The 23068-nt window shown below is 55.2% G+C and carries 14 protein-coding genes; 2 read left to right on the top strand and 12 right to left on the bottom strand.

Going from position 1 to position 23068, the window contains the following annotated elements; all coding sequences use genetic code 11:
- Positions 1–369 precede the first annotated feature (369 nt).
- The 12 genes from ccoG to ABEA08_RS16090 form a co-directional block, all read right to left on the bottom strand.
- Positions 370–1785, bottom strand: a complete 1416-nt coding sequence (gene ccoG / locus ABEA08_RS16140) for a cytochrome c oxidase accessory protein CcoG (RefSeq protein ID WP_345336398.1) — start codon at positions 1783–1785, stop codon at positions 370–372.
- A gap of 731 nt (positions 1786–2516) precedes the next feature.
- A complete protein-coding gene (locus ABEA08_RS16135; protein ID WP_345336397.1) occupies positions 2517–5642 on the bottom strand; it encodes an efflux RND transporter permease subunit in 3126 nt (1041 codons plus the stop codon).
- A gap of 10 nt (positions 5643–5652) precedes the next feature.
- Positions 5653–7002, bottom strand: a complete 1350-nt coding sequence (locus tag ABEA08_RS16130; protein ID WP_345336396.1) for an efflux RND transporter periplasmic adaptor subunit — start codon at positions 7000–7002, stop codon at positions 5653–5655.
- An 18-nt stretch (positions 7003–7020) separates the two neighbouring features.
- Positions 7021–8283 (bottom strand): TolC family protein, encoded by a 1263-nt coding sequence (locus tag ABEA08_RS16125; protein ID WP_345336395.1) that lies wholly within the window; start codon positions 8281–8283, stop codon positions 7021–7023.
- 73 nt (positions 8284–8356) lie between these two features.
- The gene (locus ABEA08_RS16120) at positions 8357–8710 is read right to left on the bottom strand and encodes a hypothetical protein (protein ID WP_345336394.1); all 354 of its coding nucleotides are present in this window, start codon (positions 8708–8710) and stop codon (positions 8357–8359) included.
- Between the two features lie 149 nt (positions 8711–8859).
- Positions 8860–10449 carry a Tn7-like element transposition protein TnsE gene (locus ABEA08_RS16115; protein ID WP_345336393.1) on the bottom strand — a complete coding sequence of 530 codons (1590 nt, stop codon included), beginning with the start codon at positions 10447–10449 and terminating at the stop codon, positions 8860–8862.
- Positions 10450–10495: 46 nt separating this feature from the next.
- Positions 10496–11989: a TniQ family protein gene (locus ABEA08_RS22060; RefSeq protein WP_425557375.1), complete on the bottom strand. Its 1494-nt coding sequence runs from the start codon at positions 11987–11989 to the stop codon at positions 10496–10498.
- A 16-nt stretch (positions 11990–12005) separates the two neighbouring features.
- Entirely contained in the window at positions 12006–13664 is a 1659-nt protein-coding gene (locus tag ABEA08_RS16110; protein ID WP_345336391.1) for an AAA family ATPase, read from the bottom strand.
- Positions 13664–15745: a Mu transposase C-terminal domain-containing protein gene (locus ABEA08_RS16105; RefSeq protein ID WP_345336390.1), complete on the bottom strand. Its 2082-nt coding sequence runs from the start codon at positions 15743–15745 to the stop codon at positions 13664–13666. Before ABEA08_RS16105 ends, ABEA08_RS16110 begins: the two co-directional genes overlap by 1 nt.
- Positions 15729–16559, bottom strand: coding sequence for a TnsA endonuclease C-terminal domain-containing protein (locus tag ABEA08_RS16100; protein WP_345336389.1), 831 nt, complete (start codon positions 16557–16559; stop codon positions 15729–15731). Before ABEA08_RS16100 ends, ABEA08_RS16105 begins: the two co-directional genes overlap by 17 nt.
- A 143-nt stretch (positions 16560–16702) precedes the next feature.
- The gene (glmS, locus tag ABEA08_RS16095; RefSeq protein WP_345336388.1) at positions 16703–18535 is read right to left on the bottom strand and encodes a glutamine--fructose-6-phosphate transaminase (isomerizing); all 1833 of its coding nucleotides are present in this window, start codon (positions 18533–18535) and stop codon (positions 16703–16705) included.
- Positions 18536–18556: 21 nt separating this feature from the next.
- Positions 18557–19330 (bottom strand): DeoR/GlpR family DNA-binding transcription regulator, encoded by a 774-nt coding sequence (locus ABEA08_RS16090; RefSeq protein WP_345336387.1) that lies wholly within the window; start codon positions 19328–19330, stop codon positions 18557–18559.
- A 314-nt stretch (positions 19331–19644) separates the two neighbouring features.
- Here ABEA08_RS16090 and ABEA08_RS16085 point away from each other — a divergent pair, with 314 nt between their 5' ends.
- Positions 19645–21207, top strand: a complete 1563-nt coding sequence (locus ABEA08_RS16085; protein ID WP_425557376.1) for an alkaline phosphatase family protein — start codon at positions 19645–19647, stop codon at positions 21205–21207.
- 13 nt (positions 21208–21220) lie between these two features.
- On the top strand, positions 21221–23032 hold the full coding sequence (locus tag ABEA08_RS16080) for an alkaline phosphatase family protein (protein WP_345336385.1): 1812 nt from the start codon (positions 21221–21223) through the stop codon (positions 23030–23032).
- Positions 23033–23068 lie beyond the last annotated feature (36 nt).

Genomic DNA, 23068 nt, shown 5'->3' with positions numbered 1-23068 from the left:
GGCATTAAGAAATGATGATTTCTCAATCCTGCGTGAGTGCCCACACAGATTGTCTGACAAATTGTAAAAGAGCGCTTAAGTCATGCTGACTTAAGGTTCGCTTCGTTGCCGAAGCAGGAGGCGTATAATACGCTGTTCTCCGTGGCCGTCAAGTCAGTTTGGAAACTTTCTTTTCAACCGTTGTCTTTTTGACCAGAACCGCTGCTAACCCGTTGTTTCCAACGTTTGCTTAGAAGCCTTGTCCCCGTCGACAGATGTGCATTATAGGGAGCCGCGCTTTTCTCGCAAGCGTTTATTTGTAAAAAAGGCACGTTCGAGCATTTATTGCTCTCAACGTGCCTTTTTTGTGCCTTTGTGTACGTTTATCGTTCAGATCTTACTAATGAAACGCGAATCCGCATTGGCATTAAGCAAACCGTCTTCGCTTTTCAGTACAAAGACGATGTCAGTCATGGCTTGCTCGAGAAGATAGGGGTCAACCGCGACACTGATCGGTAAAGTGAAGATCTCGCCGGCGGTGACTTGAACCTGTTGCTGGCCAAGCCAGTGATGCTCCGGCAGTCCTTCAACCGTCAGAATGAACTGCTGGGTCCTTTCGGTCTTATTGAGGATCTTGAGGGTATAGACATTTTCGATTAGGCCATCACGATTCTCTCGAAACAGTTGGTTTCGGTCCCGCAAGATGTCGATCTGCACCGGCGCTAAGGTCATCAGCATATATAGGAAGGCGGCGAAGATCCCGGTCAGGGCCAAACCATATCCCACCAACTTGGGGCGCCCAACCCGTGAGCGCCCGCCCGCCAGTTGCCGCTCAGTGGTGTAACTGATCAATCCCTTGGAGTAGTTCATCTTCACCATAACGTCGTCACACGCATCGATGCACGCGCCACAATTGATGCACTCATATTGCAGGCCATTACGAATATCGATCCCAGTTGGGCAGACCTGCACGCAGAGGCTGCAATCGATGCAGTCGCCGAGCCCCAGCGCCTTCGGATCTTGCTTACGACCCCGCGGCCCACGCATCTCACCCCGCGCGCCGTCATAACCGACGATATAGGTGTCCTGATCAAACATCACGGACTGGAATCGCGCATATGGGCACATATGCAAGCACATGATCTCGCGCATCCAGCCTGCGTTACCGTAAGTGGCAAACGTAAAGAACGCCCCCCAAAAATAGATCCCGGCAGATGCCTGACCGGTAAAGAAGTCGAGATACAGCTCGCGGGCAGGATAAAAGAAGGAGATAAAGGTAAGAGAGGTGATCAGGCTGATCAGCAACCAGGCGCTGTGCTTGGCGGTTTTCCGCCAGACCTTATTCCAGCTCCACGGTGCCTGATCCAACTTCATCCGTTTGTTGCGCGCCCCTTCTATCCGCTCCTCAAACCAGATGAAGATAAAGGTCCAGACCGACTGGGGACACATATAGCCACACCAAACCCGGCCAAGGAAGGTGGTAAAGAAGAACAGGGCAAACGCGGCCATCATAAAGAGGAAGGCCAGCAGGATCAGATCCTGCGGCCAAACGGTCAGGGCAAACACATGAAATTTTCGCTCGGCCAGATCAAACAGCACGGCCTGACGTTCGCCCCAGGGCAGCCAAGGCAAACACAAAAACAGCGCCATCATGATCCACCCCATGCGGCGTCGTACCTGAGTCCATACACCGTCGGTCTTACGGACATAGATCCGATTGCGGGGATTAAAGCGATCAACCGGGGTCGGATCGGCGGTTTTTACTTTGATGCGTTGCGCCGCTGCCGGCTTTTTCTGCGGATCCATAACTGCGAACCTTTCCATGTGATCTGCGAAGTCGCGGCCATTATATCAGCACAGTGCACAATTTTGCGTCTTTAACTAGGCAGATCACAGCCCTTGCGTTACCGAACAGACAGTGGCCGTCTCTACGCCGCTCCTTTATGGGTTCCACGTGAAACGCACATAAAAAAGGGGGGCTACATATGCAGCCCCCTGTAGGAGAGTAATAAAGTATCATACTGCTCTGCCTTATAGGGCCCATTCTGTAGCTGTGGTTCAGGACATTCCCGCAAATAGAGTATCATACTGAGCTGCTTGTATTGCCCTACCGAAGCCCGACCCGAAGTAATAAAGAATCATACTACACCGAGCGCCCCAATGGCCGCAGCGTAACCAGAAGGGGGGAGTCGTAGATTTAGCAACTATGGAGGTATTGGTGTCGTTTAAACCGACTGATGGAAAATCACATCAAATACACCATCGAATGCTCCGCGACACAAGTGGAGGTAATCTATACCTGTGTACTGTCTACTTTTACCGGATCGGATCAATACCTATTGATAACCCATTCACAGACGATTCGCAGCAACTCGACGTGCGTTCTACATCTGTGGTTGCTCTCTACAAGCCGCAAAAAGGCCCCTATCGCACTGGGGGATAGGGGCCTGGAGCAATTCAGCGAATGGCCTTACACATGAGTCCCGGGTTAGGCGACGGGCTCACGGCCCTCGCTGTTTCTCCGAATGATCACAGACTCAGTAACTGGTATCGGCGGCCTTGGGCGGAAAACGCCGGTACAGAGTCGGCAGCACCAACAGGGTGAGCAGGGTCGAGGTGATCAAGCCGCCGATGATCACCATCGCCAGCGGCCGCTGCACCTCCGAGCCCACGCCGGAGGAGAGGATCACCGGTATAAGGCCAAGCGCCGAGGTCAGTGCTGTCATCAATACCGGACGCAAGCGGCTGATCGCGCCCTCAAATACCGCTGACTCCAGCGCTTCGCCATGGCCCAGGCGCTGGTTGATGGCATCCACCAACACCACGCCGTTAAGAACCGCCAGACCAAACAGGGTAATGAAGCCGATGGAGGACGGTACCGACAGGTAGGTACCGGTAATCCACAGGCTGAATACCCCGCCGATCAGCGCCAGTGGCACGTTGGCCATCACCAACATCGCCTGGCCGACTGAGCCGAACGAGAAGAACAGCAATAGGGCGATCAGTGCCACCGAGATCGGCACCACGATGGCCAAACGCTGCTGCGCTCGCTGCTGGCTCTCATATTGCCCACCAATTTGCACCGCGTAACCGGCGGGTAGATCGGCCTCGGCCTCGATGATGGCGTAGATGTCGTTCACCACCGATCCCATATCACGGCCCACCACGTTGGCCTGCACCACCACACGGCGCTGAACATCATCGCGGCGGATGTTAGGCGGCGCAGACACCATGGCGATCTCAGCAACATCCCCCATACGCACCAGGGCACCATCAGGACTGCGCAGCACCAAATTGGCTAACGCATCAGGATCCTGACGGAACGATTCCTGATAACGCACCTGGATGTCGTAACGAGCGTTACCATCGATCACCTGACCCGCTTCGACGCCACCGACGCCATCGGACACCACCTGCAGCACCTGATCCACGGTCATGCCATAGCGCGCCAAGGCATAACGATCCGGCCGCACCACCAGCTGCAATTCTCCGGCGATCTGTTCCATGGCCACGTCGGAAGCGCCTTCGACGCGCTGCACCAGCGCTTCGATCTCACCACCTTTGTCGGCCAGCACGTCCAGATCCGGCCCGAACAGCTTGATCGCCAACTGAGCCCGCACCCCGGATAACAACTCATCCACCCGAGTGGCGATGGGCTGGGAGAAGGTCAGCAGCAGGCCTGGATGGACCTCCAACTTGTGCTCCATCAGCGCCTGCAACTCGAAGCGATCCTTAGCCGAGGTCCACTGCTCAATCGGCTTTAAGCCAACGTAGATCTCGATGTTGTTGATGGGCTCCGGATCGCCACCAATTTCGGCGGCACCAATGCGGCTTACCGCATAGGTCACTTCGGGAAACTCCATCAGTAGGGCTTCCAGCTTAGGCGCCACCGTCAACGATGTCTCCAGGCTGGAGGTCGGTGCCAGCGTCACGCGGATATTGAGTGTGCCCTCCTCCAACTCAGGCACAAATTCGGTCCCCAGACGCGGCACCACCAGTGCGGTCGCGATCAGCAGCATCACAGCTGCGCCAACCACCGCCTTGGGCCGTTCGATCACTCTGCCCAATAACCGACGGTAGCCGTTTTCGAGCGGCACCAGCAGCGGGCTGGGCTTCACCTCGACCGCTTTGGGGAACAGATAGGCTGCTAACGCCGGCACCACGACGAGTGCGGTAAACAACGCCGCCAACATCGCCAGAATGATGCTCACTGCCATCGGCTGGAACATCTTGCCCTCCACCCCTTCCAGAGTGAACAGCGGCGCAAAGACCACGATGATGATGCTGGTGGCAAAGAACACCGGCCGCGCCACGGCTTTGGCGGCTCCGGCGATGCGCTGTCGCGCCGTCAGATCGTTTTTCGCCGACAGGTGCTTAAAGATGTTCTCCGCCATCACCACCGAGCCATCCACCAGCATACCGATGGCCACGGCCAGACCGCCAAGCGACATCAGGTTGGCCGACAGTCCCAGGTAGGACATCACCATCAGCGCCAGACCGATGGAGATCGGAATGGAGACCAACACCAACAGGGTGGCCCGCAGATTGAGCAAGAACAGCGCCAGGATGATCACGATCAGCACAAAGGCGATGGCCAGCGCATCACGCACCGTGGTCACCGCTTTAGCCACCAGGTCGGCGTTGTCGTAGTAAGGCTCCAGTACCACACCGTCCGGCAGGGCCGCGCGGATCTGTGGCAGTCTGGCCTTGATGTCGTCGATGGTCACCTTGGTGTTAGCGCCCATGCGTTTAAGGACCACGCCGGACACCACTTCCCCCAAGGCCTCCACCTCACCAGCGTCAGTGCGGCGGGTCATGGTCAGGGCACCGACCCGGATCTCCGAGCCAAAACCCACCTCCGCCACTCTGTCGACGGTGATCGGCGTACCATTGATGGTGGTCAGCGGCAACGCACGGATCGCCTCCAGCCCGGCCTCTCCGGCCGGAATAAAGCCGTAACCGCGCACCACGAACTGCTCTTCACCCCGGGGCATAAACCAGCCCCCGGTGTTGCGGTTGTTGCCTTCCAGCGCCGCGGTCAGATCATCCAAGGACAGATCGAACGCCAGCAGCTCGTCCGGATCGACCCGCACCTGGTATTGCCGTACTTCGCCGCCAAAGGAGAGCACTTCGGTGACGCCATCCACCGGCATCAGCATCAACTTCACCAGGGTGTCGTTGAGCGAACGCAGTTGCATGGTGTCGTAGCCACTGCCCGGCTCAGCGCGCAGCAGATACTGGTAGATCTGCCCCAGCCCTGAGGTGTTGGGACCCATCTCCGGCGTACCGACACCATCCGGGATGATCTCCCGCGCCTCCTGCAATTGGGCGTTGACCTGCTGACGGGCGAAGTAGACATCGGTGCCCTCTTCAAACACCACGGTCACCATGGAGAAGCCGGTGCGTGACAAGGAACGCACCTGGGTCACGCCCGGCAGGGCGTACATCGACGCTTCCAGCGGGTAGGTGATCAGCTGCTCCACCTCTTCTGCCGCCAACCCTTCGGCGGCGGTGTTGATCTCCACCTGGATGTTGGTCACATCCGGGAAAGCGTCAAGATCCAATTTCGGCACCAGCGCCAATACGCCACCTAAAGCGGCCAACAGTAACAGCACCACCAACAGGCGGTTATGGACTGCCCAGCTTGTTAATCTATCTAACATCGGTACGCCCTTAGTGATCGTGCGGGTCAAAGCCCGACTTCATTAGCTCTGAATTGAGGAAGAAGGCGCCACGCACCACCACCTGTTGTCCATCTTCCAGACCCGCCACTAGGTTCTGGCCGCGCTGGCTCTGTAACACCTCGACTTCCACCATCTCGAACAGATCGCCTTCGAGCACAAACACCGCCCAGTCGCCATCTGCTGCGCGCACCAGCGCGCTATCCGGCAGCACCACGCCCTCATAGGCGCTCTGCACGAAGTAGGCACTGGCGAACTCGCCGACGTGCAGCTGGTGCTGCTCGTTGTTGATCAGCAAACGCACGGATTCGGTGCGGGTTTGTGGATCCATCTGGTGCTCGCGACCAATCACCTTGGCGCTGTGCCGTAAGCCACCGGCCTCCACCACCACGGTGTCGCCTAACTCAACGCTGTCCACCAGGCTCGGCGGCACATTGGCCTCGATCCACAGTTCCGACTCGTCGGCCAACTGCATCAGTGGCGCATTGGCATCGATGTTCAACCCCAAGACCAGATCATCCTGCTGGACGATGCCGCCGATGGGCGCTTGATAGACAAAGCTCCCCAGTTCGGTTTTGGGATCCGCTAGCGCAATGATCTGCGCCTCTGACATACCGATGGCGACCAGATCCAATTTGCGGGTCTGTACATCGATGCGGGCCTGCTGGAAACGGCTGCCGGAGATGGCCTGTCGGCCCAGCTCGGACACGCGCTGCCACTCTGCCACTGCCAGCAAGTAATCCCCCTGCAAACGGGCAATGTCGCTAGAAAGTAAGGTAAATAACGGCTGACCGGCGGTCACGGTGGCACCGGCATTGACGTGGCGCTCACTCACGCGGACGGTGATAGGTAGGGAGATCTGCTGGGTCAGGGCTGGGTTCACCACGATCTGCGCTGGCGCGCGGCCATCAAAGCGAAATTCAGTTTTGATCACCGAGTCCAGTGCAATACCGGCCATAGCGCGCTGCTCGGCGCTGAAGCGCAACTCTGGTTCCTCCTCATCGTCACCATGTCCGTGGCCCGCGTGCGGATCAGCATCTGCATGATCATCATGCGGTTCATCATCGTGATCATCATGGTCGTCGTCATGAGCACTGTGCGTATCGTCGGCATGATCATCATGGCCTGAGTGTGCATCGACACCGTGCTCATCATGGGCAGCGTGATCATGACCAACATGTTCCGCTGCAGATTCAGTTTGCACCAGTGCACTACCGGCGGTCGCTGTCGTTTGGGACTGTGTATGGCTATGCGCGTGGTCATCCGTAGCCAGAGCGGGATTGGCCGCCATGGACAGAGTCAGCAACGCCGCCGCGACAGGGGAAAGTTTCAGGGTATTCATTATTTGTTCCTCAATACGTTAGCGGGCTTGCTGTTGTTGCAGCCAAAGCTCTAAGTCACCTCGGGTCGCCATCAAGGCCAACCAGGTGCGGGCACGCTCGGCGCGCAGCTCGGCGCCACTGGCCCAGGTGTCGGTCAACTGCTGTTGCGATTGCAGGTAGTCTGTGGTGGTGATCTCACCGCCACGCCACTGCCGCTCCAGCAGACTCTGACTGTCCTGCAATGGGCCTTCGGCCAGCGCATGCCACTGGGTTACGCTGTCGCTGTACAGCGACAATTGCTGACGCAGGGCATCGAGCTCAATGCCCAGATCGCGCTGCTGACTGAGGAATGCTTGCTCGGCGATGATGATCCCCTGGTTGGCCTGGGCGATCTCACCGTTAAAGCGATTGCGGATATTGAGCGGGATAGAGACGCCAACGCTCATGCTCTGATCGTTACCATCGGCAGAAGCACCAATGCTAAAGGTGGGATCGGCCTTGGCCTGGATCTGACTCAGGCTGAACAGGGCTCGGGCCGCTTTCACCGCCTGATAGGCAGGCTGTAGTGCGGGCAAGCGGGTGCGATCAGCCGGAGCCGGGGCTGGCAGCGCCCCCAATGCCAAAGTCTGTGTTCGGGCCAGCCCCAACAAAGACGCCCCCCCCAGACGGCTTAACACCGCCTCAGCCTGGATCAACGCCCGCTGGCTGTCACTGCGCGACGCCGCTAAGCGAGCCAACTCCAACTGCAGCAGTTTGCCATCCAGTGGGGCGATCTCACCGACACTGACCATCTGCCTGGCTAAGACCATCATGGCTTCGGTGCGCTGCTGAGTTTGCTCGGTGTACGCATCCGTCTGGCGCGCCAAGTCCAGATCAACCCAAGCGGTCAAGAGTGCCGCCAACTGCTCATTACGCAGCAGGCCAAATTCGGCCAGGGCCTGTTGTGCTTCAAGCTGGGCCAAACGGGTTTGCAGGCCGCGCTTATCGCCACGATCGTAGCCTTGACTCAACGACAGGCTGTATTCGATGTCGACATCGCCGCCAATGTTTTCGGCTTCCAGACCCAGTTCAGGGTTGTAAAGCGCCTGACTCGCGGTATCGACTGCGAGCTGTTGTTGTTTGAGGCGCGCCGCCTCAGTTTGGATCTGAGGCAGTTGCTCAAGCTGAGTCAAGACCGACTCGCTCAATGCCCTGCTGCGCAGATCTGCCACCGCTTGCTCAGCGGCAACGCTGACAGGCGAAAGGCAGAAGCCCAGCGCCAGTGGCAATGCCCAATAACGGGCACGGGATAGATATTTCATGGATCTGTCCTGCGAAAAAAATGATCAGGCCAACGCTGTAGAACAGAGCGGACCTAGTGTGTTTTCGGCAAGATCAGGCTATTGGAGGGGGCGACGCTAAGGTTAAGGCTGGAGGCAGGTAGCCATGGCTCACTGTTTCATTCCACTCAGCCTGAGGCAGAGAAGGCATCGACGACTCGGCAATGATGGCCGAAGGCCCGCTGTGGCAACCGCACTGGGTGCACAACTCCATATTGGCGCTGTCGTCATGGATTTGCTGGCCGGAATCGGCCTGAAACTGTGATAGCCCATCCAACTTAATGTGCTGGTGCGTATCAGGGGCATGCGAGTTATCGGCGGGCGACAGGTGCCATTGATGCCCCCCTAGACCGGCTAAAGCGGTCTGGGCGAACAGCATCAATATCAAGGCAACGATCGTTTGGCGCATAACAACTCAATGACGAGGGACTCACTATATGATAGCGATTTCAGCAACTAGTTCATCGCTTTTTCGCTGCCATAGTGATTTTGTGATCGAACATCAGGACACAAACTGGACTCCACCTAGCCATGACAACAGAGTGGACCTTCATTGCTCTACTCAACATTTATCCAACTATAGACACGTGCTGCCCACGCATCGATGCTATCAGGTTCAAGCACCCCCTTATGTTTGGACTTAGGGTGAGGGATCCAACGATGCTGATCTTTGCCACAGTACTGGTCAAATAATGCCTTAGGCCAACTTAGAGAGCCTTTTAGCAACTGTTTTTCCACTTCAAATAATTGAGCTTCAGCTAAAGGTTCGCCTTGCTTCTTGAGGAGCTTTGTCGACAGCTGCTTATCAGCATCGGAAGTATCGACCTCAAGAAGAGTGAAGCACATCCCTTGGTAGTCCAGGTCAATAACTGCTAAGTGTCGGTGGCTCCCATCCGTTGAAAGTAGATGCTTCTTGCAGCGTGGCAGCTCAGGCAGCTTGCGGAGATCACGCCGAACAACGGTTACCCCATGTTGGACTTCAAGCTCGTTAACCATATCCAGAAAAGCCTTGAAACGGCCTAGGTACAGGTGTGCGTCATCTGTTTGATCATCAAAGCTGTCCCAGTCAGCGGCTGGTAAGCTACCTGTTACAGCCGAGTCTTCGACGCTTAAATCTCGTGATGGCTCTGTTGGCTCCTCCGAGTCGGTCTTTGCTCCAGCTCCGGCTCTCTGCTTACCAGGTGAGCGATGAACGACAAATGCTTTGCTAAAGCTGACTGTGGTTTTCTCAGTTTCGATCCGCTGTCTTGAGGCAGACTGCACGGCCTCAAAGCCGTTTTGCACATTGAGCAAATTTGCGGCTTCTGCCTTACTCGTCCCTGTCTGGCCATTGCTTCTGACTTTCTGTTCAAACTCTGGGTGATACATGCCGATTTTCGATGGCATCGACACAGGGATTTGACTCAATTCAAGCACTTCAAAGACAAAATACGATCGGCTTTCCTTATCGAGGTGTCCCCTCACATCAAAATGCGTGCCCGGCAAGGAAGGTGGAGTAAAGGAAAAGTCCCACAGCCGATAACCTCCTCTCTCGATACCTTCCAAAAGCTCGTGTTGAGCAATGCTCTCAAAGGAACGGCGTGCTTCAGCGTCCAGCAATACCCAGCTTAGTACCCGCCGATTATCAGGGTCCTCAAAGTGAGTGACACCATATCCTGAGTGTTGGAGCACATTGATTTGGGCTCCTCCAGGCTCTTCCAACACTTCAAACTCAGAGTCCAGGAGACCATGCATCATTGCACTTCGAGATAAGTACCCATCTCGAAAAAACAACACTCTCGCCAGCTCGAACTGTGGGAGGAAGACCGTGATGTCATCATCCGTTGAGAACACAAAGCAGTTTTGTTCAGGGTCCAGGCGCAGCTTGTTGTGTGCAGGGTATGAGCTTGCTTTGCCTCGACGCCAATTGGATGTTGTATCTACAGAAAAACTCTTTGGATACCCAGATATACCACTAGAATCAGTGGGGTTTAAAACTCGGCGCGTTGCCAACAAAGGAGCATGGGATAGTGTGAGAGAACGCTTTCCCTGTTTAGGCCATAAATTAAGATTTACTGACCACAGCCTTCGATCAAGCCCTCGAAAAAGCTTACCTATGGAGTTGATGCGGACATTATCCCCAAATCCATCTAATCGAAATCCCTGCATCTATCGCTCTCGAACCATCATCCATTACGCTCTTAGTAGACATCATCTACAGCATGAGCACCTTGTCCAGAAACAACTTTGCCAAAGGCGTTAACCGTTCTTCACTCAGCCCAGAGTGGCGCAGCAACTTCCATCGCTTCAATTCATCGCCTAGTGCAGTAGATTCAGCATATGTTCGCGTCAGTCGCCGCACCTGGTACTCATCGACATCTTCACTGTCTCTTTCGAGCAGACGACGACATAGAGGCAGTAAATCTGGCTTCTTTTCCAACCGAGACCTGTCGTCTAGCTGATTCAGATACCACTGAGCAGAATGCCGCTTTCCGGCCAATTCCCTCTCACATCGCTCCCTCAACCCACAAAGTCGACGGAATAAGTACTTATCCCGGGATCGCCAATCTACCCTGGACGAGTTTCGGTTCGATCTACTTCGGAACCGTTCACCTTGCTCCAGCAACCAGACTCGGTCATGCCGATAAAGCCAAGCATAGAGCGCTCCATATCCTGAGCTTCTCGCTTTCTTCGTGCCGAATTTTCTAGCTGCCTTTGCCCACCTTACCCGGTTTTGCTTCAACGTTTCCGATTCTACGGAGCACTTTGAGGTACCTGCCCTATGGGGTGGAGGCTTGGAGCGTTCGACACTTTGCAAAACACCTGCCCAGCTCCATCCAGGCTCGAGGAGAGCATGTAATACCACTATGTGCTCCAGATAGCTGAATGATTTCCGGTGCTTGCGAAAAAGCGCTCGAAGCCAAGAGGCTTCCGCATTATTTGGCAAGAGGCCATTCTGGTGCAGCCAGCCAATGCCCCAGCAGCTAAGCACTTTGTTCCGTACCAGCTCATGACAGATGTGCTTTCCTCGATTAAGGCGAAGGCCTTCAGCAACTTGGCGATACCATAGTCCCCACTGCTCGATGTCCGGGGAATACGCCATCCTCAGCTCAAGTAGCTCTTTTGTGCTTCTTGCAGCCAATCGTTCTTGTGGAGAGCAGGGGAGCTGACTAACGAATGGACATTTGGCCTCATCAGCCGCGAAAAACGCGTGCCGGTGAACTTCATGCCGTGCGACTGTAGATTCAATGAACCGACCATGCTTTAGGCACCCCCAAATACCAGCGACTTGGCATTCCCTCTGCCAGTAGCACTCACCGTGCCTCTCCAATTGCTCTTCAATGCACCCCGGACAGTACCTTAGAGCACGAGGTTGTTTCAGTCGCGATGCAACTGCACCTATCTTCGTATGTGCAGCGCTTTTCTCACCGGACATCAGTGCCCGCTTCAAACTGACACTCCGTTCCTTACCAATGAATGGGGCATAAAGCGGGAAAAGTGTATGCCGGTACAAGAGATACTCAGCCGTCACCCCTGTTTGCTGAGGATAAAGCTCGGCAATAGCCCCCAAGTGGCCAGGCAGGTCACTCGTTGCAACGAGCTTGGTATTGCCAAACACCTCTCTAAGCAGCTCCTTAGGGGAGGTTATGCCACTATGGATCCCGTGCCGTGCGATGACACTGTAGAGCAGCTCATCATTGTAAGGCATTGGAAAGCCGAGCACGTTACTGCGCCTCTTCTAACCACCCGGCAATGTCCATCAGCTCGGTGCCATAACTTAGTTCGTCATACAGTTTTCCCTTTGTAGCTTGAGAAAACTTGAACCTGAGGTCGTCTGATTCCAGAGAGGGCCACTCAGAGCGCTTTACTACTGGTTTTCTTTTCTTTTTGGCTTTGGGAGGTGCAAGGTTCACCTTCAATGCGATATGAACCAGCTCCGGTATAGAAAGATTAGGGTATTTATCTAAAACACCTTCCACAAGGGAAGGGAGCAGCTTGGACTCAAGTTCCATGGCCTCTAGCATTGTGTATAACCGCAAAGCTTTTTCGTTCCCACCAAAGCTATGAACCTCGTTGGACTTGCTTTGTTGCTCTTCAATCTGACGACGAAGTTCCAGTAATCGTTTATCTATAGACGGGAGCAGCAAGTCAGAGAACTGACTGATCAGTTCCGGATCATCCTGACGCAAAGCATCTAGCATCGGGTGCACTGGCTTAAGCTCTTGGTAATAGACAGTTTTTAGAAGCTTGACCGTGATCTTCTCAAGCCCTGTTGCAATGGCCCTCAGTTGCGCCAAGACAAACAACTTAACGACGATGTCCAATACTCCTTGGGAAAGATCATACCAACAGGCTCTGACTTCATCGCTGAGAACTTCATCTTTACTGGTTAACCACTGATAACGCCAAAGTTTATCCGTGAAAGCTATCCACTCTGTTTTCCTTGGTAGCCCAGTTTTGGGGTTTATCTTCATGTCGCCCTGCTTCATTGGCTCCCAAAACAAGGAACCAAATCCAGCGCTCCGACGCCCAGCTTGTAGCTCCATCTCGAAAATGGGCCGAGCTTTGGGAGTACCAACCAAGACTACAGGAACACCAACTACGTTCACTAGCGCAACAAAGAATTCCAGCATGGCTTCTTGGCTGACAGATCTGCTGAGTGTCAGGCGCTGGATCTCATCAATAACCAAAACACCAACAGCCCTTTGATTAGCGACTTGGCCCATCAAAGACAACAGCACCTCCGTACCCAGCCGTTTACGGGCATACTTACCTTCGTAGTCAGTGGTTTGGAGCGCTCTATCAACTTCTCGGAAGAAATTGAGGCACAGACTTTTCAACGAACCGTTCGAAGGACATTCCATCCTCAAGTAAGGCAACTGAATAAAGTTGTCGCTGGGGTGATAAATGACTTGAGGATAGGTCGCAAGAATCCGATTAATCGTTGAGCTTTTCCCACTGCCTGAGCATCCAATTAACGACAAGCTCTTGGCTGTAGAATTAGACTGTTCAAAGCGAAAGTCACAAGCAGCTCCTGACATGATCCGTTGGTAACCTTCCTGCATTTTCCGGTTCAGAGAGCCATCGGACACATTACGACCAACGTAGCCACGACGGATCATGATGGAGATCTTTTCTTCCAACTGCATGTGCATCGATAACGGCTGGAAGAAATCATCGAGCAAAGTACTGATGTGATGAGCACGTATGTGCCCTGGGTCAAAACAATCCTTTGGGTGGTACTCAACCTTACCAACAAGGTTCTTCTTCAGTGCTGGCAGGTCCATGATCGGAGGCAGAGCCTCGATCAGAGGATTCCCCCGATAACGTTCTGTCCCAGGGTCTGCGTACACGGCTTCGACGTAGTTAGGAGGCAACGGCATCAGTCATCATCTCCGAACAGTTCATCAATGTGATCTGGGTAGTCCAAGTTGGGCTCAGACTCGGACAGCGGGATGATCTTCGCAGATGGCCCCTTTGTGTTAGGCCGTACTTGGTCACCTTTCTTTTGTCGCTCGAATGCTTTTTCCCTACGCTTGTTCTCATTGATTGCAGAGATCTTCTTGGTATCTGATATCACCGAGGTATCTGGCGCAGCTCGCTCAGCCTCTGCAATTTTGGTCAGTACAAACTCTTCATGCTGTCGTCTCTGCGACGTTGCACCAAGCTGAGCTTTGGCATTGGTTTTCTTTTGCTCTTCGCGCAATTGCCATACATCCCAAAACGATGCACATCGGAACTCTCGAGATCGATCAGTCAGTTTCGCAACCCAGTGCTTGTTGCTGCCTACACTAGGAAACAGGTAAATACGGCTGGCATCCAAAGGGTCGTATGCTGCTTCAATGCTCTTTGGCCGTTTCACGTCCTTACCTCTATGCTGCCAGCCTCGTTGCAGCAGCTCACTAGATGTGTAAAAAAGTCCGAAGATTCGAGCTCCCTGGTCCGACAATGTGGCTGTTTTTCTCGGAAGTAGGGCAATACGAAGAGCATCTTCTTCAATCTGATGCAGGCGCCCCGTCCTGTGTTGAATACCCCAGTTCCAGAGGTGAATAGGCGTAGACGGAAGGTCTGTCGGCATATCTGCATCTCTGTCGTACTTTTCTAGCACCGCATACCGGTTGTGGTACAACACCGACGACAAGATGATCTGAGAGAAATCTCTTACCGTCAGTTTTGCATCGAGTCGGTAATCTTTCCCTCCACGCTTTTTGACTTTAGTACCAGAGACATAGCCAGGAACAAATCGTCCAAAGGAAGCGTGCATAGTCCTAAAGTTGCGCTCGACGATCCCTTTCGCATCCCCACGGTAGGGCGCCGTGTTTTCGATTCGGACGGAAAAATTGGTCTCCAAGCTTTCTATCTGATGTCCCAATAACTCACCTCGATCAGCTAGGATGGCGTCCGGCAGCCCTATGCAAGGCCAATCATCAGGGGTGATAGGGCAATCTAGGTCTTGGCAGTAAGCCGTTTTATCGACCATGGACATGTATAGCGCCTGCATCGCAGCCGCATAAGAAGCATTTTCAAACCCAATGTAGAAGCCGGCAACCATGCGACTGAACACATCAATCACCATGTAAACCACAGGCCTCCCAACAATGTTTCCCCTTTCGCTATCAGAAACCAGATAGACATCAGCTATCGTCGCATCGATTTCATAGCGTGAGCCCGGCCCTAGAACCTGGGAAGCAGCAGTTCCATGCAGTGGCCTTATATCCTTGCTATAGGCAATCTGTGATGCTCTTTTTTCCAGCGCTTCAGTTTGAAGGTACTCGCGTTTGTAGAAGTGCATCATCTGCCACTTACTTGGCAGCTCTTCCTCGGGAGTACCAGGAAAATAGTTCAGGTAAGCAGTATGGAAACGCCGATGGGCATAAGGAAAAGAGTGCCCCTTGTCGTTGAGCAGATATCTATCGATTGCAATGCGAAACAAGCGCTCCGTAAACTCATCTACCTTTGCCCCTACACCGGGCCCATGCTTCCTTGGGCGCCCAAGCTTCTTCTCTTTGGCGACGCGCTTTTTTCCTCTTCCCCCTGAGTTTTTGTAGTCAGGTAGCAAAGCATTGGGGATCTGCCCACGTTGCCAATAACGTCTGGCCAAGCGATAAAGAGTCTGCTTTGTAGACCTTTGTTCTGCCAAAATTTGGCTGATGAGTTGCCCGCGACTCTTTGGATCGTAGAAATCTTGTAGCTCAATTAGGGGCTTGATCAGCTCGTAGTTACTGTCTCGTTTTGCCCTTGCTGTCGTTCCTTCTTGAGGGGCCTCATAAGCAAGCTCCCTGAATGGGTCTTCAATCCGTTCAAGAGTGCTATTTTGTGCAGCCTCTTCGAGCTCTTCACATGAAGCTATCTCAGGGAATGCCGACTTATCCTCAATGTCTATCCATACCAACATGTCACCAAACAGCTGAAGCACCCGGTACCGACTACCGTTCAACTCAATCACTTCATTGATTCGAAACAAGGTAAGCCTCCCGAATATGAGAAAGATCACCTGGCTGAAGGTCTTTGGCTTTCAGCTTGGTATTGGGTACACCGATATCGAATTTAAAGTATCGCTTGGCAAGGAGCTGACGCATTTCAAACAAGGAGTCTCCTGGTGAAAGATCATACGCAACATCAAGCTTTTTACAGACCGCCACTAATGTTTTGTCTGGATTGGCCTCTAGGTGATGCGCGTAGAACTGGATTTGTTGAAGGTCTAGCTCGACATCGCTTTCACTTCGATGTTGTGCTGGGTAGAGCCATTGAATGTTTCTTAGCACAGCCTGCGGTACCTCTTTCTCGGTAACGAGAAACCAAGGAAGTGACTTGCTCCGCCAATATCGACGCTCCAGCTCGAGTTTCTCAACTGTATGAGGATCCTCGAGGGCCTCCTTGTACTTAGCCTGCAAAACAAATTTCGGTCTATCTGGCTCAACGGAATTGACCAGAAAATCAGAAGACATGTACTGGTCAACACCAGCAATACACGGGTGCTTGATACCGGCCTGTTTTGCAAGCTTACGGGTTAGGGTGCGCTGTAGAGGGAACTGTTCACGGATTTGGGTGACGCTCGGATGCCACTCCAGCATGAGGAAAACGGCAAGTTCTAGATCAGAGAGTAAGTGATGAGTTCGCCGGGACTTATAGCCATAAATCCGATGCACACGTCCCTGTGAGGGCAAGTCGTTAACTTTGAGCCACGGCTTGTAGCCAGCATGTTGGCCACTACCTCTCCCTTCTTTGACCCATTTATCGAACTGGGCCTCTGTGGTTCCTCGCCTTCTTGATGCCATGAAAAAGCCGCTGGCTACTGCTCATGATTTGAGCGTAAACCCAGCGGCTTTGGTATGCAACTTTATTACTCAGTATGAATCTTTATTGCTCAGTATGAGACTTTATTACTCGCCCACACCCCCCTTATTCACTCATTCAATCTTTATTCAACCGTTACGGACTTGGCCAGGTTACGCGGCTGGTCCACGTCGGTGCCTTTGATCAGCGCCACGTAGTAAGACAGCAACTGCAATGGCAGGGTGTAGATGATCGGCGCAATGAACTCATCGCAATGCGGTACTGGGATCACCTTCATGGTGTCGTCACTCTCGAACTTGGCGTCGACATCGGCAAAGACGTACATCAGACCGCCACGGGCGCGCACCTCTTCGACGTTGGACTTCAGCTTCTCCAACAGTTCGTTGTTTGGCGCCACTACAATCACCGGCATATCGGCGTCGATCAGCGCCAAAGGGCCGTGCTTGAGCTCACCGGAAGCGTAAGCTTCGGCGTGAATGTAGGAGATCTCCTTGAGCTTCAGCGCCCCTTCCATGGCGATGGGGTACTGATCGCCACGGCCCAGGAACAGTGAGTGGTTCTTGTCAGCAAAATCTTCCGCCAGCGCTTCGATGGCATCGTTCAGCCCCAGCGCCTGCTCAACCTTGCTCGGCAACTGCTGCAGGCTGGAAACCAGCGCGGCAACGGTGTCATCGCTCATACCATTATGGGTACCGATGGCACCGGTCAGCATCGCCAGGGCCGCCAACTGTACGGTAAAGGCTTTGGTGGAAGCCACGCCAATTTCCGCGCCCGCTTTCATCATGTAGGCCATGTCAGACTCACGCACCAAGGAAGAGCCCGGTACGTTACAGATGCTCAGGCTGGCCATGTAACCCATCTCTTTGGCCAAACGCAGCGCGGCCAAGGTATCAGCGGTTTCGCCAGACTGGGAGATGGTGACGATCAGGCTGTCGGCAAACACATGGGATTTGCGGTAGCGGAACTCAGAAGCGATCTCAACATTACAAGATACGCCAGCGTGCTGCTCCAGCCAGTAACGCGCCACCATACCGGCATGGTAGCTGGTGCCACAGGCGATGATCTGCACGTGCTTGACCTTGGCCAGCAACTCGGCGGCGTTGTCACCGAAGGCTTCCGGTACCACTTTCCCGCCTGCCAGACGACCGTCTAGAGTACGCTGCAGGGCCAGCGGCTGCTCGTAGATCTCCTTCATCATGTAGTGACGGAATTCACCCTTGTCACCCGCATCGTGGCTGACTTCGGATTCCTTCACTTCACGCTCTACCGGATTGCCATCCACGTCGAAGATCTTCACTTCGCGACGACAGATCTCTGCCACATCGCCCTCTTCCAGGAAGGCAAAGCGGCGGGTTACCGGCAACAGCGCCAGTTGATCGGAGGCAACAAAATGCTCGCCAACCCCGTAACCCACCACCAGCGGGCTGCCGGAGCGAGCGACGATCATGCGCTCAGGTTGGGTGCGATCCAGCACAACGGTGCCGTAAGCGCCTTCCAACTGTTTCACGGTCGCCTGTACCGCGACCAGTAAGGTGGCGGCGGATTTCAGCTCATGATCCACCAGGTGACAGATCACCTCGGTGTCGGTATCGGAGGAGAAGGTGTAACCCAGGCCTTTCAGGCGATCACGCAGCTCAACGTGATTCTCAATGATGCCGTTGTGCACCACAGCGATGCGATCGCTGGATACGTGCGGGTGAGCGTTACGCTCGGACGGCTCACCGTGGGTGGCCCAACGGGTGTGCGCGATCCCAGTACCGCCGGACAGTGGCGTCTCAGACAAGGCGTTATCCAGCTCCTGGACTTTGCCTACGCGGCGCAGACGACCCAGATCGCCGGCGTCGTTTAAGATCGCCACACCGGCGGAGTCATAACCGCGGTACTCCAGACGTTTCAGACCCTCAACCAGGATCTCCGCTACATCACGTTGCGCTACTGCGCCAACAATGCCACACATAAACTTCTCCTAAATTCTTACTTAATCTTGGATCGGCGCGCAGATCACCTGCACACCCTGTAATTCAATTTGTTGCTTGATGGCGTCATCGAGACGCTGATCGGTGATCAAGCGTGTCACCTGCTGCCAAGGCAGCTCTAAATTCGGGATGCGACGGCCGATTTTATCGGCCTCCACCATCACATTGACCTCACGAGAGGAGCCCGCCATCACCCGCGACAGACCGATCAGCTCATTAAAGGTGGTGGTGCCGCGTTCGACATCGATACCATCGGCACCAATAAATAGCTGGTCGAAATCGTAAGAGCGCAACACCTGCTCCGCCACCTGCCCCTGAAAAGATTCCGAGTGGGGATCCCAGGTACCGCCGGTCATCAGAATGGTCGGCTCAGGCTCCAGCGCCCGCAGTGCTTCGGCACAACTGAGCGAATTGGTCATCACCACCAGGCCACGCTTGTTACCGAGTTGGCCGATCAGGGCGGCGGTGGTGCGGCCACTGTCTATCACGATGCGCTGATGATCTCGGATCTGCGCTGCCGCTGCCGCGGCGATGGCCAACTTAAATGGCGACACGGTGTGAGCGGGATCATCGCTGATCACCTCCTTGGGCATCGCCACCGCACCACCATAGCGGCGCAGCAACAAGCCACTGGCTTCCAGTGCCGCCAGATCTTTACGGATCGTCACTTCCGAGGTTTCAAATTCCCGGGCAACTTGATCGACGCTGATCTCACCCAGCTCATTGAGCATGGTCACGATCAAGTGGCGACGCTGCTGTGTATTACGTTTCGACATAAGTTTCAGAGTGTCCGAGCCACACGCAATTAAGTTTCGATTCGAAAGCCCGTAAGTATAAAAACAAAACTTAAGAGATCAAGTAAAAGCCCAAAAATGCGCAGAGAGGGCCCGAAACCAAACCGACACCCAAAATTCACACTGGCCCAGAGCCCTTGCCCCATCGGCGCTGTGCCCCCCTAACAAAGATCCCCATTCACCCCGAAACTCACACTTAACAACCCAGTAAAACACTTAAGCCATGGTCTTTGCCCAGAGTTTCACCCATTTCATCATCAGCAAGGACCAACCTCATGCAGACTCAACGCTCCCTAATGTGCGGTTTGTTGACACTCTCGCTGCCGCTGCTGGCCAACGCCTCAGCCCTGCCGGAGCATCAAACCTCAAATCCCTGGTATACCGATGGCCAGGCGCAACTGGCCAGCAAGCTGGCTCGAACCCAAAGCGACAACGCCAAGAATGTGATCCTGTTTGTTGGTGACGGCATGGGGATCTCCACCCTGACCGCCGCACGCATTCTGCAGGGCCAGATGAACGGCCAGCCAGGGGAGGAGGGCTATCTCAGTTTTGAAACCTTTCCCTACACCGCCTTGGTGAAAACCTACAACGTGGATGCCCAGACGCCGGACTCCGCCGGCACCATGACCGCCATGATCTCCGGCCTGAAAACGGACGTTGGAGTGATCGGCATTGATGAAGATGTGGAGCGGGGCAGCTGCGCCAGCGTTTCCGGCAATGAAGTGATGACCGCCATCGAATTGGCCGAGATCAAGGGCCTGTCCACCGGCGTGGTATCCACCGCACGGATCACCCACGCCACCCCAGCCGCAACCTACGCCAAGTCCGCCGACCGTAACTGGGAGGATGTGTCCGACATGCCCCAGGACGCCATCGACGGCGGCTGTGAAGACATTGCGTCTCAGCTGGTCAACTTCAAGGCCAATCTGGAAATGCGGATCGCCGGCGCCCATGTGGACGGCACCGAAGTGGCTTTTGGCGGGGGCCGCCGTCACTTCCTTCCCAAAGATCCCACCTTCAACTCTGCCGATGCGGTCAGTAGCACCGAAGGGGATCGCACCGATGGGCGCGATCTCACTGCCGAATGGCAGGCCAGCTATCCCAGCGGCAGCTATGTGATGGATCAAGCAGGTTTCGACGCCATCGATCCCGCCAGCACAGATCGAGTGCTGGGCCTGTTTAACGAATCCCATATGCAGTACGAGGCTGACCGTGACAACGACGTGGCAGGGGAGCCGTCGCTTACCGAGATGACCAGCAAGGCGATCGACATTCTCGACAACAACGACAGCGGCTATCTGCTGGTGGTGGAGTCCGGGCGCATCGACCACGGACACCATGCCGGCAGTGCCTACGCTGCGCTGACAGACACCATTGAACTGGCCGAAGCTGTACAGGCCGCCATGGACGCAACGGATCCCGACGACACCTTGATCCTGGTGACGGCCGATCACAGCCACGTGTTTACCATCGCGGGTTACCCCAAGCGGGGCAATCCCATCCTTGGCAAGGTGGTGGCCGTAGGGCAGACCGAACCGACCCTGGCCAGCGACGGCATGCCCTATACCACCTTGGGCTACACCAACGGTCGTGGCTTTGCCGATCTGGGCGACGAGACCAACGCCGATCTCCGCTATGACCTAGCGGATCAGAATGGCCGGATGGATCTGAGCGGCGTGGACACCACCACGCCCGGTTTCCATCAGGAAGCGGTGATCCCCTTAAGCTCCGAGACCCATGCTGGCGAAGACATCAGCCTGCATGCCATGGGTCCCGGGGCCCATAAGGCTCATGGGGTGATCGAACAAAGCCAGGTATTCCACTTAATCGAACAGGCTCTGGGCCTGGTGCAGCAATAACGAGGGCAACATCATGAAAAAAATCTACTTAACCAGCCTGATCGCTGCCCTGATACTGACCGGATGTGACGGTGACGATGGCGAAAACGGCGCCAACGGCGTTAACGGCGAATCGGGCCTGAACAGCCTGATCCGCTCCACGGTCCTGGCAGCGGATCACCAGCAGTGCGAAGCCGGCGGCCTGCAACACGACACCGGCTTGGATCTCAACAACAACGGTAGCCTGGAAGACGACGAAGTCACCAACACCAGCTACGCCTGTCTGCCCGCCGAAGAGGAAGGTGTCCAGTCCATGCTGGCCAACACCTTGGGGAACCCTTGGTACCAGACGGGCAGCAACCAGGTGGCGGACGTTATCGACTACCCGTCTCAGGCGGGTAATGCCAAGAACGTGATCCTGTTTGTCGGAGATGGCATGGGGATCTCCACAGTGACCGCAGCGCGGATCCTAGAGGGTCAGCTGCGCGGCAAGCTGGGCGAGGAGCACGTATTGAGCTTCGGCCAATTCCCCTTTACCGGCCTGGCCAAAACCTACAATGTGGACGCCCAGACCCCGGACTCCGCCGGCACCATGACCGCCATGATGACGGGAGCCAAAACCGACGTCGGGGTGATCGGCGTGGATGCCGATATCGAGCGTGGCAACTGCAGTACAGTCGCCGGCAACGAACTGACCACGGCGCTGGAACTGGCAGAGATAGCCGGTAAATCCACCGGGGTGATCGCCACCGCGCGGATCACTCACGCCACACCGGCCGCCACCTATGCCAAATCTGCCGATCGCAATTGGGAGGATGTCTCCGACATGCCCCAGCACGCCATCGACGGCGGCTGTGAAGACATTGCGTCTCAGCTGGTCAACTTCAAGGCCAATCTGGAAACGCGGATCGCCGGCGCCCATGTGGACGGCATCGAAGTGATGTTCGGCGGTGGCCGGCGCCACTTCCTGCCCAAGGACGAAAGCTTTAACTCTGCCGATGCGATCTCTGCGGTGGAGGGGGACCGTACCGATGGACGCGATCTCACCACCGAGTGGCAGACACTGTATCCCAACGGCCAGTACGTGATGGATCAGGCGGGCTTTAATGCCATTGATCCGGCCACGACTGAGCGGATCTTGGGTTTGTTCAACGAGTCCCACATGCAGTACGAAGCCGATCGCTTCAACGACGTGGCCGGCGAGCCGTCACTGACCGAGATGACCAGCAAGGCGATCGACATTCTCGACAATAACGAGAAAGGCTTTTTCCTGATGGTGGAGTCCGGACGGATCGATCACGCTCACCATGCTGGCAGTGCCTATGGTGCATTGACCGACACCATTGAGTTTGCCCAGGCGATCGAGGCCGCGGTGGCCAACACAGATCCGGCAGAGACGCTGATCATCGTCACCGCCGATCACAGTCATGTGTTTACCATCGCCGGCTACCCCAAGCGGGGTAACCCGATCCTCGGTAAGGTGGTTCCGGTGGGCAGCACCGCACCCAGCATGGCAGCCGATGGCTTGCCCTACACCACCTTGGGCTACACCAATGGCCGGGGCTTTCAGCGCTTAGGGATGGAAACCGACGCCGATGCTGCCTATGGCCAGAGCATTAAAGCGGGTCGCCAGGATCTGCTGATGGTGGACACCAGCATGCCCGGCTTTCACCAGGAAGCGCTGGTGCCGCTGAGCGCCGAAACCCATGCTGGTGAGGATGTGGGGATCTACGCCTCCGGCCCCGGCGCGTCATTGATCACTGGGACCAACGAACAGAGCCTGATCTTCCATGTGATAGATCACGCCGCAGGTTTGATCAGCGCTGCTGACGCACAGCTGCCCTAGTCCCATCGCGCGGGCAGCCTACCTGCCCGCGCCTTT

It is taken from the genome of Ferrimonas pelagia, from assembly GCF_039543565.1.
GTDB classification, from domain to species: Bacteria; Pseudomonadota; Gammaproteobacteria; order Enterobacterales; family Shewanellaceae; genus Ferrimonas; species Ferrimonas pelagia.
This window is presented reverse-complemented; position numbering and strand designations above follow the sequence as displayed.